The following is an 18,354-nucleotide window of genomic DNA, read 5'->3' on the forward strand; positions in this document are numbered from 1 at the left end:
AAATCAAAGTCCTTCCGGAAGGCGCAAGCCTTGCTCAATTACGCTATAGAGGCCGTCGGACGGCAACTGCACCGCCAGAGACGTGGTGGGGGTCGGTAATTTACGCAGAGGTTGGGTGGTCACCGCCGCTACGTTTTCGGGGGCACTGAGCAAACTGAGCAATTGGTTTAGCGGCGTTACACCGATGTTGAACGTACCGTCAGTGAAAGCGATGGCGTAATTGCTGTTGTTTAGCGAGCCTTGTTCAATCCTGTACTGACCGGCTGTTTCGCCAGCACTGCGCGTCAGATTGCCGTTGAGGTGGTCACCGTTAACCAGATTTCCATTGGTGAACCAGGTCAGTGCCGGGTCGCTGGTGTTGACGATTTTGCCAAGGTTGTTAGCAATAACGGCCAGGGCGCGGGGAGCGACGATCCATTGGCCATCGGATGTTTGAGTCACGCGGTAATTGCCATTGGTCAGTACGCCCTCCACGCGCACCACATGGGTGCCGACGTTGGTGGTGCCGCTAATGCCTGTGCTGCTCAAACCGCTCAGTACCGACACATCCTGGCCGTTGACCAGGCCGATGGCGCTCAGGGCTGGCTGAACAGGGGTCGCGCCGTACGTTGAACTGCCACTGCTGGCCGCTACGGTGATGTTTCTGGCATTGACAGTTAAGTTTCCGTGGCTTGCAAGTGCGACCAGGTAACCCTGCAAACCGCTTAAAGTCCCCTGGCTTGCCAGGATGGCGTAACTGCCTGCACCCGCAGTAGCCGCTGTTCCCGTTGAAGATATCGCTAAAGTGCCCGCTACCACGTTAGCCAGGGTATCGGCTGCAAATGCTCCTGTAACCCCGGCACTTACTCCAGAGGTTGTATACGCAGAGCTGACATCTGCCGTATCACCATAGGTCTTGCTGACATTTGCCGGGGTGTAGGTGACCGTCGGTTGATAGCGGAACACGTACCGGTTACCGGTTACGGAGCTCGCCGGAAGGGTATTAATGCTGGCATTCCAGATAGCAGTATTGTTGCTGTTCAGTCCGGCAAAAGTACCGGTGGCGGGGGTATTGGAATAAATCACCCAGTGGTGTCCGCCGACAGTTGAGGCGGTAACGGCATGACTGCCCGCGTTGTTAATAAAGGCACCCGTGGCGGATAACACCACATCAGACCCGCTGACATGCTCGCCCAATGCGATGGTCAAATCCCCTGCGACGCTCACGTTGCTGTTGCCGACCGCGCTCAGGGATTGGTCAAAAATGAAACTCCCGGCCCGGGTGAATTGCACATTACCGGTGGCGTTCAGACCACTGGCATCGAGGGTAAACAGCTTGTGGGCGCTGTCTGCGCTGCCGCTGGCCGTGTTCAAATCTGTCAGCAGCGAGGACAGAGAGTTTTCATTGCCCGTCAGTACCAGCGTGTCAGCCGTCAGATTGATGTTACTGGTCGTCCCCGTCACACCCTGCGTGAAGGTATTAGCCAGATTGCCGCCGCTTTGCGCGTAGGTGAACACATCAGTGTTCGCCAGGGTGCCGGGCGCGAGCAGACTGTAGTAGTAACCCCCGGCGCCGATGGAGGAGGTACCGACCACCAGGCCGTTAATCACGGTGGAGACCAGGCCAGCCGCATCGCTGTTTTGAGCGAAGCCGGAAATGGCTTGCGGTGTGCCGTTCGGATATTGGGATTTCAAATAGGGGTAAAGACCGCTGGCTGTGCCCCAAACGGTATTATCGAAATAAGAAGGTAATACGCCCTGTAACTGTGCGAGGGTTAAACCGGTGACCCCGGAAGTGACGCCGCCGCCAATCCCGACAGTGTTGCCACTGGTGACGCTATTCCAGTAAACGTTTGTCACCGTGCTATTGGCTTGATTGTAGCCAATAGCACCGCCAGCGTTACTGCCCGTCGCCCCCCGCACCTGACCGGTGGAATAACTGGAGAAAATAGCGCTGTCGTTATAGCCTGCGACCCCGCCCACATTATAGTCAGCCTGGACATTGCCGAAATTGTAGCTATTGGCGAGGGAGCTGGCAGTATCGTTAAGGCCAACAACACCGCCAACAAAACTGTTGCCCGATATGTTGCCCGTATTGTAGCTGTCAGAAATCGACCCCCGGTAGCTGTTGCCTGCCACCCCGCCAACACGTGTATTGCCCGACACGTTGCCGGTGCTATAGCTGTTAGTGATGGTGGCGCTTTCGTTAGCGCCCACGACCCCGCCAACGTAGTCACCATTACCGCCATTTACGTTGCTGGAGCTGTGGCTGTTTGTCACCAGGGCACTGCCGTTATAGCCCGTTATTCCCCCTGTCCAGCGGGTGCCCGTTACCGTGCCCATGCTATAGCTGTTTGCAATCGTCGAGTTATTTCCATTAAAGCCGGCGATCCCCCCGACCATTATGCCGGAGGATGACGTTGACACCGTGCCGCTGAAATAGCTGTTTAATACAGAGGAGGAACTCTGGTTCATAGAGACGATACCGCCGACGTAAGATCCGCCGCTGATAGCGCCATTAACTACACCCAGATCCCGAACCGTTGCCCCCTGATTGTCGCCAAACAGCCCCGTGTTGTTTGCGTCCGGAGCCGTGATGGTCAGATTCGATAGGGTATGACCCAGGCCTTCAAAGGTGCCGGAGAAGGGCGAATCATAATCATAATTGCTCCCCACGAGTGCGTTCGTATATATGACGCCACTGGCATCCTGATTACGGGCCAGGGCGTAATGCCCTGCCAGTCCGCCTGCCGCTGTCTGGTCTGTAATTGCGCCAGACGAAGCCGGATCCCCGTCGATTCCGTCGATGTCGGCCATGCTGTAAACCAGCGTGTAAGCCGAACCGTTGATGTTCAAACGCTGCCCGCTGCCTTCCGGTGCCGTGAAACTGGCCGAGACGCCTTTGGCAAACGTGAGATCACCGCTGCCACTGCTGGTACCGTTGCTGTTGTTATTCGTCACCAGCACCAGACCACCTGCACCGGTGACGGAGACATTGGCATTGATCGCAATAGAGTGGAACGAGTCCAGCGTCAGGGTGTTTGGTGAACTCCAGCTCAGGGCTGAATTAACGGAAATATCACCGAGGCCTGTTGCCGTGGATGTGAGGGTGCCGGTGGTTTGCAGGGTGACGTCGGTGTTCAGGAGAGCGGCGTTGATCGTGGCCGCTGAAGCGTCATCAACGTTCAGGTCTTCAGGATCCACCCGCCAGTTACCCGTTTTGCCTTTGGTTGCCGAGGTGTTCACCTGGATGCCAGTGAAGTCAACGTGATGGCCGGAGGTTTCTACGGATCCTCCGTCACCGCTTTGCGTGCCGCCCCTGGCTGAGAAATTGCCCTTGGCCACGGTCGTTCCGTTGGACCAGACGACTATGTTGCCGCCTTTTCCCGTGGTTCCGGCGTCAGCCTTGAGGCTGCTGCCCGCATCCACGCTGACACCTTGTGCATTAACCAGGGGGCCTTTGCCTTGAGCGTCGCCGCCGACCTTGATGCTGCCGCCACCGCTGGCACCTGAGACATTCAGAGTGGCGGATGTGAGCGCAATGTTCTGGCCGGTGATTTGAATCGCGCCGCCCGTGCCGTGGGGTGAAGAGGCATCCAGGGTACCGGCGACGCGCACCAGACCGCTGTCACTGCCACCGAGGGAAATCTTACCGTTCTTGTTCTGCAAGCCTCGCGCTTCAATCACACCGGTGTTGTTGACCACCGTCCTGAGCAGCGCATTGCTGGCCGCCGCGGTCATAATGACCTGGCCACCGTCGGCCTGAATCAACTGGCGGTTTTCCACCAAGGCATTCCTGGTCGCTTCATCGACCTGGACGTTAAGCAAGCCATCACCTGCGAAGTCCAGCGTCACCGTATTGCCGGCGGCCAATGCGACGGAACCCTGTTTCGCAACAATCACGCCCTGGTTGCTGACGGTGCCGCCGAGTAACACCACGGCTCCCCCGTCGGCAGCGTTAATCGTGCCCTGGTTGATGACGCTGGCGTTGCTGCCATCCCCCCTGAACCTGTACTTGCCGTTAGCAAAATCCTGGTTCGAGATATTGAGTGTCGAAGCCACCAACCCACCGACACTGACGGAGGCGCCCTGACCAAACAGCACGCCATTGGGGTTGATTAAGAACACCCGGCCATTGGCGTTGAGTTGGCCCATGATCTTCGAGCCGTCAGCACCGATCACCCGGTTCAGGGCAACCGAATCAGCGCCGGGCTGAACAAAGGTCACTTTGTTGTCTTTGCCAATATTAAAACTCTGCCAGTCAATTGCCATTTTTTGGCCGGACTGGTTGATCGTCAGTTGATGATCGGCCGCCGCGCCAATCTGGCCGCTGCCGAGAACGACATTACCGCCAGTGGGCAAATCTGCGGCCATGCTGATAACAGGCATGAATGAAACAATGAATGAGATAAGGGCAATGGCAAACGGTGGCGGCGTGATCGCGCCGTTGACTGGGGTTGAATGATCATCGACCTGAATCGCACGGACGTCACTGCGTTTTCCACGGCGAGTGGTCAGCTCACTGACGACCACAAAAGCATTACGGCTGTGGTTCCAGATCACGCTGAAGATGCAATTCATATGTACGCCTTTCATAAGGGGGGGAGGAAAGCATGTTGACTAAACTGTATTAGCGGCAGGGGGCGTGCTATCGCTGGCGCACATTGGAATGAGAGGCGGTGTTGCCGCCTGTATCAGAAATATCGGCAGGGATGAGGAGAATCTTTATCAATAGAAATGTTTAATATGATATTTGCGAGTTGCGTCAAAGGGAGAGACATCAGGCGGCTAAACCCCTTGCAAACTTACCCCAATGGGGATTCATGGCGATAATGTGATCACTATTTTTCATTTCCCAGCTATTAATGACTTGGTTAAAGTAGAAGCGACTATTTTCCCCCTGAATAATTCATGAGAATTAATGATGCAAGAACTCGATACGATCGTAAATTTCGCGGCGAATCCGATATTGGATACGAATTTTCTTTCTCAGTGTAAACAGACGCTGAATGAAAAGGGCGCCCTGGTCTTGCATGACTTTCTTAATCCTGCTGCGCTGAAAGCGATTAAGCGTGAGGGGGATGAAAATCGCCACCTGGCCTATTACACCAGCAATAATCATAATGTTTATCTATTGAAACCTGATGCCGGGCTGCCAGATTCGCATCCAAGAAATCGGCAGATTGTTTCCTCAAAGGGCTGTATTACCGATGAAGAGATCCCGCAGGATTCGGCGCTGCGCGCACTGTATAACGCGCCAGTGTTTCGTGCGTTTCTTTGCGCGGTGCTGGGTGAGGCGCAACTGTATCCTTACGCTGATAAACTCTCTTCAATCAACCTGCATTACGCCAGCGAAGGCCAGGAGCTGGGCTGGCATTTCGATAACTCCTCTTTTGCCATCACCCTGCTGATTCAAAAACCTCAGGCTGGCGGTGTATTTGAATACGTTGAGAACTTACGCGACGCTGATGCTGGCGACATGAATTTTGATGGCGTGGAAAAATTACTGGATAAGCAAACTGAGCCGAAAAAACTCGGCATTGAGGCAGGCGATTTGGTGCTGTTCCGCGGCCGGAATGCGATTCATCGTGTGACTCCAACGGAGGGGGAGACCACGCGCATGCTGGTGGTTTTGGCTTACAATTCTCAGCCTGATATTTCGTTGTCTGAGTCTGCCAGAATGACCTTCTACGGGCGGATTTAACGGCCTGCGATTCTGATTCAACGCAAAGCGAATCAGCACCGCGTTTATCATCGGCTAACGTGTTCGCGGCTGAACGTTGCCGCTATCGATTGAACTCACCCTGTCAGGGGGATTTTCGTCAGTGCAAAATAATGCCTGGGGCTGGCAGACGATCTGTTGTCAGCTAAAACCGTTTTGATGCGCATTCAGAGATGATTGTTAATTTTTCTAATGGAAAAATTTTTTCTGAAATCTTCAGCTACTCTACGGGGGTTTTTTTAGTCCGTTTGGAGGTTTTATGGAGATTTTGAATCCCGTTTTTGAAGAAGCGTGCAGGATGGTAGGTGAATGTTGCTTTATGCTTGCTCAGAATGGGGAAGAGATAAGTCGCTCTAGAATTGCCAGTCGTTTAGAGCGTGTTCAACAATCAGCTGTGACAATAACAGGTAAGCCTAATGATGCATTGTGTCAGGCGATAGAAGGTCTTAGAGAGTAGTGGGTTACACGCACCAAAGCCCGGTCCGCTAGCCGGGGTGAAATGAGCAGAACATCACAGCCCTGAGCGCAACAGTACACATGCTGTCAGGGGAAAGGGATTTAGCAAACCGGCCAGCGCATTCAACCACGAGGCCTCTGGCCGGTTGCTGTCATGACAGTGAAAATATAATTTTGGCTGTTTCAGGTGTCAAGAATGCTTCGCACTTCACCGGGCAGGGTAAACCTGTCGTCTCATCTGCTTCAGAAGTCCAGCTCAAGTGCAAAACACAGATAGGACATCAACGGCGCACAATGTCTGAACTGCTCTGCGCAAAAATCAATAACATCTGGCTTGCACAGATCCTCAAAGGCGATGTTTTTAATCGCGATAAAATCTTTGCGTTTTAATTCAGCTAACAGCGGGTGGTTTTTGTCGTAGCCTCTTGGCGGACGACTCAGACTGTCGCCATCCATCACAAACCCGTTATCGTGCAATGTCTTGAGCGCTTTCTGATAGGCATTCGGGTTCTCATCAATACAGGCGCGAATCGCGTTTAACGCTTTTGATTCCGGGTGCCAGATCCCTGCCGCAATAAAACAACCGTCTTCGGCGATGTGCAGATAGAGGCCGGGTGCGTGCACATCTTTGCCCTGGAAATGACGAAACTGAATGCCGACATTGGTTTTATACGGCGTTTTATCTTTGCTGAACCGGCTGTCGCGCTGCGGGCGCATCAGGCTGCCACCCACTTTTTTCGCGACGGCAGTCAGTCTCGGAGAAATGGCAATAATCTCTGGCTGCATTTGCTCGATAAAGCGCAGCGCGGGCGTTCTCAGCGTATTCTCGTATTCGTCCTGATTAGCCTTAAACCAGTCCCGGGTGTTGTTTTGCGCGAGTTTATTCAGAAATTGCAGACCGGCTGCGCTAAAAATTGTCCCTGCCGCAACCGGCGTTTTAGGTGTCTGAGTCGTCATTATCGATAAGCCTTTATCACTGCCAATGGGGAATCAGGGTAAATCCTGACGCCAGACACGACTCAGTGCAAACTGAAAAGTAAAAAATTTTCCGGATTAAAGGATGTGGGGAGAGTGGGTGCTTTAAAGCCCGCCAGAACAGTGCGGCGGGCCTTTTCATGTCTGATACCTGTCAGTTAATCGCGGCAGGACTCACTTTTCCCGCTTTCCCTAAGCTGTCATTCGCCCGTTCACTCAGCTCAAACAATACGGGTAATAAATGCGCGGTCGCCTTGAGATAGGCGCTGACCTGCGGGATACCTTCCGGCGGTAATATCTCACCATTCTCCAGCCCTTCGCTCAGGCACAGCAGGCCGTGGCACAATCCTTCGGCAGAGTCCGATGCCAGCGCGCTGAGATCGTAAAGCTGAGCATCTTCGAAATGGCTGAAATCCAGCTCGGCGATCAGTGAGCGGAAGACGGTAATTGAGTTTTCAGAGAAAGCAGTTTCGGTGTTCGTCATGATAGAAATCTCGTGTAAGAAAGTTAAAGACGACCACCTGAGACGCTAAACTCGGGTGGCAGCTCAGACAGGGTTAGCGTACCGGCTTACACGAATCCGATGCTTCTTGCGAAGCCCCTGCCTGAGCCACCATTATTTGGGGTGAATCAAAGCGCACGAAATTATCACATAATTTCGCCGTGTAAGTATCGGAACGCTAATTCCGGCTGCGGATTTTGCCGCAGCGGGGAGACTTTATTCCTGCTGCCGAAGCAAAGAAACAGGCTGGATGCATTTACAGGGAGTTGTATTCAGATTTGGAAGATATCTCGCAACGATCGGTTCTGCCTGACTTTTATTCCCCTGCACCATATCGCCGCCATCTTCTCCCCAGTGATCCCGATCACAGAAAGTCCGGTGCAGCACGATTGTGTATATATGTGCCTTTCCTGCTCTCACCCCACAGGGCACTTGTGCTTATCGTAATGGCTGAATGATTTTTTTCTGATGTCCGTTGCTGTATTCCCCCTTTCCGGAGAAAAAAATGTCGTCATCTGATGTGGTTAAACTGACTGAAAGTTCGCTCAAAAACACCAAAGTGATGAACCTGTTTGTGTCTTTTGCGGCGGCGATGGCGGGGCTGTTATTCGGTCTCGATATTGGTGTGATTTCTGGTGCGCTTCCCTTTATTACTGAGCATTTTGTGCTGAGCAGCCGCCAGCAGGAATGGGTTGTCAGCATCATGATGCTCGGCGCAGCGTTCGGTGCGCTGGCCAATGGCTGGCTCTCTTTCCGGCTGGGACGCAAATACAGCCTGATGGCGGCAGCGCTGTTGTTTATTCTCGGTTCTCTCGGCTCCGCCTTCGCTTCCAGCATTGAAATCCTGATGGTGTCGCGCCTGATCCTCGGTTTTGCTGTCGGCATTGCGTCCTACACCGCACCGCTGTATCTGTCTGAAATGGCGTCAGAAACCATTCGCGGCAAGATGATTGCCATGTATCAGCTGATGGTGACGATCGGCATTTTGCTGGCTTTCCTTTCTGATACCGCATTCAGCAGCAGCGGTGACTGGCGCGCAATGCTGGGCGTGCTGGCGATTCCGGCGTTTGTGCTGATGATTGCGGTGTGTTTTTTACCAAACAGCCCGCGCTGGCTGGCCGCCAAAGGGCAGCATATTGAGGCCGAGCGTGTGCTGAGAATGCTGCGTGATACCTCGGAAAAGGCCCGCCAGGAACTGAATGAAATCCGTGAAAGCCTGAAACTGAAACAGGGCGGATGGGAATTATTTAAAGCCAACAGTAATGTGCGCCGGGCCGTCGGCTTAGGCATGTTGTTGCAGGCGATGCAGCAGTTTACCGGCATGAATATCATCATGTATTACGCGCCGAAGATTTTTAATCTGGCGGGATTTACCAGTACACGCCAGCAGATGATCGCCACGATTATTGTCGGTCTGACGTTTGTGCTCGCGACGTTTATTGCCATCGGCATGGTTGATAAAGCGGGACGCAAACCGGCACTGAAAATTGGCTTTAGCGTGATTGCGCTCGGCACGCTGGTGCTGGGATATTGTCTTCAGCAATTCAATCAGGGCACGGCCGGTGCCGCGCTTTCCTGGCTGTCGGTCGGTATGACCATGATGTGTATTGCCGGTTACGCCATGAGTGCGGCGCCGGTGGTATGGATCCTGTGTTCTGAAATTCAGCCGCTGAAAAGCCGTGATTTTGGTATCACCTGTTCGACCACCACCAACTGGATTTCGAACATGATTATCGGCGCTACTTTCCTGACGCTGATGGACAATATCGGTGCAGCAGGGACATTCTGGCTGTACACCGCGCTGAACGTGGTGTTCGTGGTGATCACTTTCATCCTGATACCGGAAACGAAAAACGTCACGCTGGAGCAAATAGAAAGAAACCTTATGTCCGGAAAAAAACTGCGCGATATCGGGCAGTAAACACGCCGGTGATTCATTGTGGATGTGAACAATATCAGGGAACAGTTGATGCGCGACTTACTCAAAATGACCAGCGGGCTGGATTACCATATTAATGATAACGAATTACGTGAAATTCGTTATCAGACCCGCGATAAAGTGGATGGATTTAATGCGCTGAGCGCCCGTCAGACGGCGGAGAAAGACGCCCTGATCAGGGAAATATTTGGGGAAGTGGGCAGCAATGTCCATTTTGAAAAAGGCATGCGCATTGATTACGGCATAAATACCCGAATCGGCAATAATGTTTTCATCAATTTTAATTTTGTGTTACTTGATTGCGCGCCGGTCACAATAGGGAATAACGTTTTTATCGGCCCTGATGTGCAAATTTATACCGCACAGCATCCGCTGGATATTGATTTACGTCGTGAACATATTGGCAGCGCCCGGCCAGTCACTATTGGCAACGATGTCTGGATTGGCGGTGGATGCGTGATTTTGCCCGGCGTGACCCTTGGCGATGGTTGCACGATTGGCGCCGGAAGTGTGGTCACGCGACCGGTGCCAGCGGGCGTGGTTGCCTGTGGAAACCCCTGCAAGGTGGTGCGGAAACTGACGTAATGTTTACCTGACCGTCTCTCCGACATAAAAAAGCCCGCTCTGAGGCGGGCTGCAAATGCAAAAAATACAATATTTCTTAAAGTGCGAACAGAATGAGACAAAATTTAAATAAAATCAATTAATTATCTTCCTGAAATAAGTGTCCGTTTTTTAGAGATGATTGTGATCAAATCGTGATCTTTATTGTTATTTTTATATCGCTGTCCTGCCGCGCGTGCTGACTTATGAATTTATCTCATAGCTCCTTTCATATTTTGCCCTCTGGTCGTCATAAACGAACGGCGCTATTGTTTATGACATGACGAACTTTCCAGCAGCAGTCCCCCAGGCGGAGAATGAAATGACTGATAAAATGAAAATTACCAAAAGTGGTTCTGTCCCTTCACAAAACGGCCCGGAAAATTACTTCACCGGCAAGGTGCGTATCGACTCGCCGTTCAGCGGCACTGCCTCTGCCCGTGTCGGTGGCGCAATCGTGACCTTTGAACCGGGTGCGCGTACCGCCTGGCACACGCATCCGCTGGGTCAGACGTTGATCATCACACAAGGCCGTGGCTGGTTGCAGGAGGAGGGCGGCGAAATTCGCGAAATGAATGTGGGCGATATCGTGTGGATCCCGGAAGGGGTGAAACACTGGCACGGCGCGACCCCGGAGAATGCCATGACGCACATCGCGATTGCCGAGTCCCTGAACGGCAGTCCGGTTGAGTGGATGGAAAAGGTGACGGACGCGCAGTACAGTAAGTAATCACCTGTCCTGGTGGAATTTATATAACCTTTGCTCAAAAGGGCGGCGTAAAAGCCGCCTTTTTTGTGGCAATATATTGTGACTGCATAAAATCGATACAGTTATTTCTGTATTTCCGAATTTTTATCCTAAATTCTCTGGTTAACCATTAACCTGTCTTATTTAACGCTAAAAACCCCCGTTGTTCGGCGCATTAAAATTATCGCTTTCAGTAGCTCTGAGATAAGTAACTCGACTAATATAAATAGAAATCAACTCAAGAGCCGTTTCCCGTATGCCATATTATTCTCCAGGTGAAAGTCTCGTCCGTGAGCGCTCAGAGCGCTTCTTACGGCGAATGTACTTAATGCGGATACTTGGCACTTTTCTCTGCTTTTTTCCTGTGTTTTCTGTCCTTCTTGAACGCAATGCTTCCTGGATCGCCATCAGCCTGCTGGCGCTGAATGCCTTTGTCTGGCCGCATGTCGCTATGCTGATTTCACAACGCTCAAATCACCCTAATCAGGCGGAATTCCGAAATCTGGCATTTGATGCCATCGCGGGGGGAGCCTGGGTTGCGCTGATGGGCGTTTGTCCGCTGCCGTCGGCCATTATTACGGCTATTCTCATCGCTGACCGTTTTTCTGCCGGTGGCTGGCAGTTGCTGCGCCGCGCTGCGCTGTTTTATTGCGCCGGTTTTATTGTCTGCTGGCTGTTGTCGGGAATGACGTTTTATTTCACCGTCACTGACCGGACGTTGTGGCTGACGTTGCCGCTTTCCACGATTTATATTATTGCTTTCAGTGCAGCGAATTATTCCATTTCCAGAAAGCTGCGGGATAAACAACACGAGCTGGAAAAGGCCGCCCTGATGGATCCTTTTCTCGGTTTGCCTAACAGGCGGTTACTCGACCGGCGCCTGATGCTGGAGTTTGAACGCGCAAAACATGATTTATCCTGCCTGATGGTGCTGGGTGTTGATGACCTGAAAATGGTAAATGATTTGTTCGGGCGCGAAGCGGGGGATTATGTGTTGCGCTCGGTGTCAGCGATTTTACGGCAGGAAACCGGGCAAAATGATTTCCCGGCTATTCTGGGGGGCGATGAATTTGTGGTGATCCTGCCGGGGGTTTCTGAAGAAGAAGCGTATGCCGTGGGTTACCGGTTATTACTGAAAACCTCAGAAATCCGCTTATCGCAGGATTCCGGTTTCCAGTGTTCGCTGAGTATCGGCGTGGCGACATCCCGCAATCATGAAGATTATAACCAGTGGCTGGCGGCTGCCGAACGGGCATTGGTGAATGTGAAACAAAATGGCAAAAACAGTATTGGCAGCGTGAGCAGGACAGATACTTCTGCTCAGCTACACTGAATAACGTTAACGTTTTCCGGGATGAGTAATGAAAAATATCACCATAATGTGGGTCGCTGCGGCCGTCGCCGCAGGTTTGCTGGCAGGCTGTTCATCTATTGATAAACCGGTTGGCGATGCGACTTATCGCCCGGCCAATTTTGACCCGTCGTTTACGCAGGGCGAAGCAAGTTATACGACATCCGTGTTTTCAATCCTTGAGCGGCAGCGTCGCGCGGATACCTACAAAAAGATCTTCGATTTTTGTAGCGGCAAATTCCAGACGCTGGGTGAAAGCAACGACGGCGAGAAGGTACACATAAGATTTGCCTGTCTGCCTAAAAATATTGCGCAGACGCAAAGTCCGTACTCGATGCAGCAGAAGTCGCCTTCGCTGTACTAAAATTGACTATTGGCAATGTTATCCGGAGATTTTATGAGCAAGGAAAGACCTGATTTTATCCGACACTGGACCGAGCTGGAAGGTCCAGACGACGGCAATTATCCCGGCGATGATGAACTGATGTCGATTGGCGCACCGCTCGGCAGAGCGCTTGGCCTGACGAAAATTGGTATTCATCACGAACGTTTATTACCGGGGCGTCGTACCTGTTACGCCCATGCGGAAAGTGCGGAAGATGAATTTGTGTACGTGCTGGAAGGGTATCCTGACGCGTGGATTAACGGCCATCTGCATCCGCTGAAACCGGGCGATGCCGTGGCCTTTCCGCACGGCACCGGTATCTGTCACACCTTCATTAATAACAGCGATGAGGAAGTGCGGCTGCTGGTGGTGGGGGAGGCAAATAAGCCGGAAAACCGGATTTATTACCCTCTGAATCAGGAATATGAAGCGACGCGCAAAGACCGCTGGGTGGATGTACCTGAGCAACAATTTGGTGATCACGACGGCATTTCGGATCAGCGACGTGAACAAAAGAAAAAGCCGGTCAGTTGAATGCCGGCTTTTCTATGGCTGACGTGCGTGTAAACCCATTTATTGAATGGAAAGCGACTGCCAGCGTTGCTGACAATACGGCATCATTCGGTGAATTTTCAGGCTCTGTGCCTGATGACGGTTCAGTGAATAGCCCTCCGGCGTAATCTCTAAGGTGTCGCCGGTTTGCAGCTTAAAATCATTGTCTACGGACAAAATCAGCTTCAGGTTTTTAAAAGCCTGGATACAGATATATTTCAGTCCGGTCTGCGGGATATTCAGGATGTCGATGATCTTCCATTCCATACATTCACTCCTTTTCTGTGGCTGCCTGATTTTCGTTTCCCTTTTCTACCTCAAATCCCTGTCATTTTTTGTCATGACAAAGTAATGATTTCTTTATAGGCGTTCCTGTTATTTCATTGCTTGAAGTGACTCACAAAAAAGGATTGCCGAAACCATGCAGATCGCAGAATGGATTATTTAAGGACAATCCTGCATTTTTCGGAAGGTTATTCAGAACGTAAAAGGAAACTAAAAGACTTGAAATCACCGCCATAAAACGGGTATTTCTGGATGCTTTCTACTTTTCTTTTATTTTTCAGGGGCAGGATGAGATGAATTATTGGGTAAAGGGTTTTCTGGGCACCTTATTCGCGTTGAGCACATTTTCTGTACTGGCAGAAAACTGTATCGAAACCCGCGGGGCAATTGATATGGGATCCGGTACCACCAAAATTCAGGTGGCGCAGGTTGATATTTGCCGACATCTGCCGGGAAAAGTGCTGTATGAAGACCAAAGGCCGCTGGGCTTTAATGAGGATTTGGGCAAATCCGGCAACAACCAGATCAGCGAGGCCATGCAACAACAGGGCGTGACGGCGCTGAAACAGATGGTCGATAAAGCCCGCAGCTTTCATCCGCAGCGCATTACCGGCGTTGCCACCGCAGTGTTTCGTTCAGCGGCTAACGGTCAGCAGGTTATTGACCGTTTCAACCAGCAGACACAAATCCAGCTTCGTGTGATTTCTCAGGAACAGGAGGCGGAGCTGGGTTTCCTGTCGGCGAAGGCGGCGCTGCATGACAACACCATCAACAATCAGGATCTGCTGGTCTGGGATATCGGCGGCGGCTCAATGCAAATGACCGCCATCCGCGAACAAAACGGTCAGCCCGTGACGGATATATATCAGGGCAAACTGGCATCGGTAACCCTGAAAGAATTCATTATCAGCGTGCTTAAAAATCAGGAACTGGATAAAGCCGCCTCGCCGAACCCGATTGGATCGCTGCGCAATACGGTGCTGCGTTACGTGAATTTCTACGCGAGGACCCACGTCAGTCCTCAAATCAAACAGGATGCGCAAACCCGCCGGGTGATTGGTATCGGCGGCGTTCATGGTTTTTCGCTGAAAGACCAGATCCATCCGGCGAACAATACTTACAGTCTGGCTGATGTAGAACGCGTGTCGAAAAATCAGGTGTGGAAAGGGGACAGTGAACTTACCGGCGAATACCGCGCGACCGATGTCAGCAATTTACTGCTGGTGGAGGGCTTTATGCAGGCGCTGAATATCTCACAGGTGACGATTGTCAAAGCCAGCCTGATCCAGGGCATCCTGGTGCAATAAATTCCTGAAGCGATACTCTTTATCTTTGAGAGTAAACGCGTTGATTTAAAAGCATTCAAAATGGCTGTATTGACTGAAGGAGCAGAATGACATGACAACTGACTCAGGCACTCCCCCGCAGGATGATTTCATCTGGCTCGAAGGTTTACGCAACGAAAAAGCCCTTGAATGGGCGCGTGAGCAAAATGCCATCACGCTGGCAGCGTTTACGCAGGGTCACGATTTTGAGCCGCTGCGGGAGAAAGTGCTGGAAGGCCTGAATTCGCCGGATCAAATCCCCGGCGTGTGGAAATGTGGCAACGACTGGTACAACTTCTGGCAGGACGCGAAGAACCCGAAAGGCATTTTACGCAAGACCACGCTTGATGAATTCCGTAAAGCCGAACCTCAATGGCACACCGTACTGGATATCGATGCGCTGGGTAAAGCCGAAGGGAAGGAGTGGGTGTTTCACGGTTTCTGGAATTTAAAACCGGATTTCGGGCGTGCGTTGTTAGTGCTGTCGCCAGACGGCGGTGATGCCTCTGAAGTGCGTGAGTTTGATTTAATCACTCAGGATTTTGTGCCGGACGGTTTTTATTTGCCGGTCGCGAAAAGCCGCATCAGCTGGATTGACCGCGACCATTTGTTTGTCGCCACTGATTTTGGTGAAGGCTCAATGACCGGTTCCGGTTATCCGCGCATCGTCAAAATCTGGCAGCGTGGTACACCGCTGTGCGAAGCGGTCACGGTGTTCAGCGCAGAAAAGACAGACATGATGGCGGCGGGTTATAGCGATGCCACCAAAGGGTTTGAGCGCAATTATGTGGTGCGTGTCACCGACTTCTATCATCGTGAAGTGTTCCTGCTTGATGACGACAAAAACTTAATCAAAATCGATCTGCCGGCGGATGCCAAATTCAGTAGCTGGCGCGAGTGGATCCTGATCCAGCCTTCTAGTGAATGGCAGGTGAACGGCGAAAGCTGGCCGTCCGGTTCGTTGCTGACCATGAATTTTGACGCTTTTATGGCAGGCGATCGCACGCTGAAACCCCTGTTTATGCCGGGTGCGCATTCTTCTCTCAGCGGCGTGACGGCAACCCGTGACCAGCTCAACGGCTATTCCTACACCCGTGATCATATCATCCTCAGTATCACGCGTGATGTCGTCAACCGGCTTGAAGTGCTGACGCCAAAAGACGGCGACTGGCAGCGTGAGCCGTTCGGTAAAGTGCCGGAGCTGAGCAAAATCAATGCGTGGGGCGTGGATGATGAGACCAATGAATATTTCATGAGTGTCAGCGGTTTCCTGCAACCGGCCAGTTTGTCGCTCGGAAATCTGGATAGTGGCGCGGACGTGGAAGCCGAACTGCTGAAACAAGATCCGTCGCATTTTGATGCCACCCGTTATCAGGTCAGCCAGCATTTCGCAGTGTCCGACGACGGTACCCGCGTGCCGTATTTTGTCATCTCGCGCAAAGATGTGGCGTATGACGGCAGGAACCCGACGCTGCTTTATGGCTACGGTGGTTTCGAAGTCTCCCTTGAGCCGTATTATCTCGGGGTCAGCGGTGTGTCGTGGCTGGATCGCGGCGGCGTGTTTGTGGTGGCAAATATCCGTGGCGGTGGTGAATACGGGCCGGAATGGCATAAAGCGGCGCTGAAAGGAAAACGTCTGCGCGCTTACGAAGATTTCGCGTCCGTGGCGAAGGCGCTGATTGCCAGCAAGATCACCTCACCGGCCCATCTGGCGGCGCAAGGCGGCAGCAACGGCGGTTTACTGGTCGGCAATATGCTGACACGCTACCCGGAATTATTCGGGGCCATCGTGTGTGAAGTGGCGCTGCTGGATATGTACCGGTACACGCAAATCTCGGCTGGCGCTTCGTGGATGGCTGAATACGGCGACCCGCAGAAACCGGAAGAATGGGCGTTTATCCGCGAATTTTCGCCGTATCACAATATCGATCCGGCAAAAAAATATCCGCCGGTATTGTTCTCAACGGCGACCAGCGATGACCGCGTCGGGCCTGACCATGCACGTAAAATGGCAGCGAAAATGCAGGCGCTGGGTATCCCGCAGGTCTATTTTTACGAGAATACTGACGGCGGCCACAGCGCCGCGGCTGACAAAAAACAGTCCGCGTTTAAACGGGTGATGGTGAGCGAATTTCTGCTGCACTTTATTGGCCGTGACAAAGCCAGCGGTTGATATTGCCCGCGAGAGTCTGATGAAAAACGGGATGCCTCTGTGGTATCCCGTTAATATTTCGACATGTTTTAACTCCCTCTGTCCGCTTTAAAAACGTTGCCCCCTTCACCTTTCCTTGTTTATTATTTCGGCTTGTGTTGATAACAATTATCAAAATCATTTTTCATTCATTCTCATTTTCGGGTAATCGCATGTTAAAGAATACTGCTCGCGTGCTGTCTGTTGCCGGTCTGATGGCGGCCTCCTTTGCCAGTTTTGCTACCACGTATCCGCTGACGGTCACGGACATAGCCGGTCAGAAAGTCACTATCGATAAAGCGCCGCAACGGGTCATTTTGCAGGACGGGCGCGACCTTCTGGCGCTGGCGGTGCTGGATAAAGCCAATCCTTTTCAGCATGTGGTGGCCTGGAATAACCTGCTGAAGAAAACTGACAGCGGCACCTGGGAGATGCTGAAAAGCAAATGGCCTGAATCGGCGAAAATCCTCGATATGGGATTCAGCGACAAAGGGCAGGTGGATCTGGAAACGGTGATCGCTAAAAAACCAGATCTGATGATTGCGCAGATGAGGGCGAAAGATTCACTGGCGCAGGCCGGGGTGCTGGATAAACTCGCCGCGCTGCACATCCCTGTACTGTTTGTCGATTACGAGCTGGATCCGGCAAAAAACACCGCGCCAAGTATTGATCTGCTCGGCAAAGTGATGAATCAGGAGGATAACGCCCGCGCCTACACCACGTTCTATAACCAGCATTTCCAGGCTATTCAGAAAGCCGCAGAGGCGATTAAAACCAGGCCGAATGTGTTTATCGAGCCAATTGCCGGTCGCGACGACTCCTGCTGTTTCACACACGGTAATGCGGGATGGGGAAAACTGATCCAGGCGGTAGATGCCAATAACATCGGTTCCAGCCTTCTGCCGGGCGCATCCGGCACCGTTTCTCTGGAACAGGTGATCAGCATGAAGCCGGACGTTTACATCATGACCGGTTCGGCACGTCCGAAAAGTGGCTCTGTGACGCATATTCTGCCGTTTGGCTACGGTGCCGATGAAGCGGATGTGGATAAAGAAGCCAAAGTGTTGCTTTCACGCACCGGCGTGGCGCAAATCCCTGCGGTGAATGCGGGCCACGTTTACGGTATTTATCACCAGTTCTACAACCATCCGTATAACATTGTCGGGATGGAATATCTGGCGAAGTTTATTTATCCGCAACAGTTTAAAGATCTGGACCCGGCGAAGACTTACCACGACATCGTACGTAACTATACCAACCTGCCGGATCAGGATTTCATCCTTGGCTGGACACCGAAAAAGTAAGTGCTGATAATTCCCCCGCCTGTGGCCCCGCAGGCGG

General features: G+C 52.1%; 14 protein-coding genes. 10 read left to right on the forward strand and 4 right to left on the reverse strand.

The window, feature by feature from the left end:
• Window positions 1-3: 3 nt before the first annotated feature.
• Window positions 4-4,560: a filamentous hemagglutinin N-terminal domain-containing protein gene (locus DXU84_RS01035; RefSeq protein ID WP_153374603.1), complete on the reverse strand. Its 4,557-nt coding sequence runs from the start codon at window positions 4,558-4,560 to the stop codon at window positions 4-6.
• A 343-nt stretch (window positions 4,561-4,903) separates the two neighbouring features.
• Between DXU84_RS01035 and DXU84_RS01040 the strand changes: the two genes are divergently transcribed.
• Window positions 4,904-5,683 (forward strand): 2OG-Fe(II) oxygenase, encoded by a 780-nt coding sequence (locus DXU84_RS01040; RefSeq protein WP_015690279.1) that lies wholly within the window; start codon window positions 4,904-4,906, stop codon window positions 5,681-5,683.
• 717 nt (window positions 5,684-6,400) lie between these two features.
• On the opposite strand, the gene DXU84_RS01050 is transcribed toward DXU84_RS01040, so the two are convergent.
• Together DXU84_RS01050 and DXU84_RS01055 are read right to left on the reverse strand one after the other, a co-directional pair.
• The gene (locus tag DXU84_RS01050) at window positions 6,401-7,114 is read right to left on the reverse strand and encodes a DUF2461 domain-containing protein (protein ID WP_013576527.1); all 714 of its coding nucleotides are present in this window, start codon (window positions 7,112-7,114) and stop codon (window positions 6,401-6,403) included.
• A gap of 172 nt (window positions 7,115-7,286) precedes the next feature.
• Complete coding sequence (locus DXU84_RS01055) at window positions 7,287-7,616, reverse strand: hypothetical protein (RefSeq protein ID WP_112198617.1); 330 nt, start codon at window positions 7,614-7,616, stop codon at window positions 7,287-7,289.
• 496 nt (window positions 7,617-8,112) lie between these two features.
• Between DXU84_RS01055 and DXU84_RS01060 the strand changes: the two genes are divergently transcribed.
• The 6 genes from DXU84_RS01060 to DXU84_RS01085 all read left to right on the forward strand — a co-directional run bounded on the left by DXU84_RS01060 (window position 8,113) and on the right by DXU84_RS01085 (window position 13,194).
• Window positions 8,113-9,555: a sugar porter family MFS transporter gene (locus tag DXU84_RS01060; RefSeq protein WP_255425171.1), complete on the forward strand. Its 1,443-nt coding sequence runs from the start codon at window positions 8,113-8,115 to the stop codon at window positions 9,553-9,555.
• A gap of 48 nt (window positions 9,556-9,603) precedes the next feature.
• On the forward strand, window positions 9,604-10,158 hold the full coding sequence (locus DXU84_RS01065) for a sugar O-acetyltransferase (protein ID WP_037037002.1): 555 nt from the start codon (window positions 9,604-9,606) through the stop codon (window positions 10,156-10,158).
• Between the two features lie 352 nt (window positions 10,159-10,510).
• The gene (locus tag DXU84_RS01070) at window positions 10,511-10,906 is read left to right on the forward strand and encodes a cupin domain-containing protein (RefSeq protein ID WP_015690278.1); all 396 of its coding nucleotides are present in this window, start codon (window positions 10,511-10,513) and stop codon (window positions 10,904-10,906) included.
• A gap of 346 nt (window positions 10,907-11,252) precedes the next feature.
• Window positions 11,253-12,257 carry a diguanylate cyclase gene (locus tag DXU84_RS01075; protein WP_223509239.1) on the forward strand — a complete coding sequence of 335 codons (1,005 nt, stop codon included), beginning with the start codon at window positions 11,253-11,255 and terminating at the stop codon, window positions 12,255-12,257.
• A 28-nt stretch (window positions 12,258-12,285) separates the two neighbouring features.
• Complete coding sequence (locus DXU84_RS01080; protein WP_013576521.1) at window positions 12,286-12,639, forward strand: hypothetical protein; 354 nt, start codon at window positions 12,286-12,288, stop codon at window positions 12,637-12,639.
• Between the two features lie 33 nt (window positions 12,640-12,672).
• Window positions 12,673-13,194: a cupin domain-containing protein gene (locus DXU84_RS01085; RefSeq protein ID WP_013576520.1), complete on the forward strand. Its 522-nt coding sequence runs from the start codon at window positions 12,673-12,675 to the stop codon at window positions 13,192-13,194.
• Between the two features lie 39 nt (window positions 13,195-13,233).
• Here the strand turns inward: DXU84_RS01085 and DXU84_RS01090 are convergent, their stop codons facing one another.
• A complete protein-coding gene (locus tag DXU84_RS01090; RefSeq protein WP_013576519.1) occupies window positions 13,234-13,479 on the reverse strand; it encodes a hypothetical protein in 246 nt (81 codons plus the stop codon).
• A 311-nt stretch (window positions 13,480-13,790) separates the two neighbouring features.
• Here DXU84_RS01090 and DXU84_RS01095 point away from each other — a divergent pair, with 311 nt between their 5' ends.
• From DXU84_RS01095 to DXU84_RS01105, 3 genes are all read left to right on the forward strand, one after another.
• A complete protein-coding gene (locus DXU84_RS01095) occupies window positions 13,791-14,804 on the forward strand; it encodes a Ppx/GppA phosphatase family protein (RefSeq protein WP_153374605.1) in 1,014 nt (337 codons plus the stop codon).
• 91 nt (window positions 14,805-14,895) lie between these two features.
• Window positions 14,896-16,995 carry a prolyl oligopeptidase family protein gene (locus tag DXU84_RS01100; protein ID WP_153374607.1) on the forward strand — a complete coding sequence of 700 codons (2,100 nt, stop codon included), beginning with the start codon at window positions 14,896-14,898 and terminating at the stop codon, window positions 16,993-16,995.
• Between the two features lie 191 nt (window positions 16,996-17,186).
• Window positions 17,187-18,317: an ABC transporter substrate-binding protein gene (locus tag DXU84_RS01105; protein ID WP_037037011.1), complete on the forward strand. Its 1,131-nt coding sequence runs from the start codon at window positions 17,187-17,189 to the stop codon at window positions 18,315-18,317.
• The last annotated feature ends 37 nt before the right edge of the window (window positions 18,318-18,354 follow it).

This window comes from Rahnella sp. RcJ3 (assembly GCF_009498575.1).
Taxonomy (GTDB): Bacteria; Pseudomonadota; Gammaproteobacteria; order Enterobacterales; family Enterobacteriaceae; genus Rahnella; species Rahnella aceris.

Bases quoted from the DNA above. Each gene is read 5' to 3' on its own strand.
- DXU84_RS01035 (WP_153374603.1), bottom strand. From the start codon at position 4,560: ATGAATTGCATCTTCAGCGTGATCTGGAACCACAGCCGTAATGCTTTT.
- DXU84_RS01040 (WP_015690279.1), top strand. From the start codon at position 4,904: ATGCAAGAACTCGATACGATCGTAAATTTCGCGGCGAATCCGATATTG.
- DXU84_RS01050 (WP_013576527.1), bottom strand. From the start codon at position 7,114: ATGACGACTCAGACACCTAAAACGCCGGTTGCGGCAGGGACAATTTTT.
- DXU84_RS01055 (WP_112198617.1), bottom strand. From the start codon at position 7,616: ATGACGAACACCGAAACTGCTTTCTCTGAAAACTCAATTACCGTCTTC.
- DXU84_RS01065 (WP_037037002.1), top strand. From the start codon at position 9,604: ATGCGCGACTTACTCAAAATGACCAGCGGGCTGGATTACCATATTAAT.
- DXU84_RS01070 (WP_015690278.1), top strand. From the start codon at position 10,511: ATGAAAATTACCAAAAGTGGTTCTGTCCCTTCACAAAACGGCCCGGAA.
- DXU84_RS01075 (WP_223509239.1), top strand. From the start codon at position 11,253: ATGCGGATACTTGGCACTTTTCTCTGCTTTTTTCCTGTGTTTTCTGTC.
- DXU84_RS01080 (WP_013576521.1), top strand. From the start codon at position 12,286: ATGAAAAATATCACCATAATGTGGGTCGCTGCGGCCGTCGCCGCAGGT.
- DXU84_RS01085 (WP_013576520.1), top strand. From the start codon at position 12,673: ATGAGCAAGGAAAGACCTGATTTTATCCGACACTGGACCGAGCTGGAA.
- DXU84_RS01090 (WP_013576519.1), bottom strand. From the start codon at position 13,479: ATGGAATGGAAGATCATCGACATCCTGAATATCCCGCAGACCGGACTG.
- DXU84_RS01095 (WP_153374605.1), top strand. From the start codon at position 13,791: ATGAATTATTGGGTAAAGGGTTTTCTGGGCACCTTATTCGCGTTGAGC.
- DXU84_RS01100 (WP_153374607.1), top strand. From the start codon at position 14,896: ATGACAACTGACTCAGGCACTCCCCCGCAGGATGATTTCATCTGGCTC.
- DXU84_RS01105 (WP_037037011.1), top strand. From the start codon at position 17,187: ATGTTAAAGAATACTGCTCGCGTGCTGTCTGTTGCCGGTCTGATGGCG.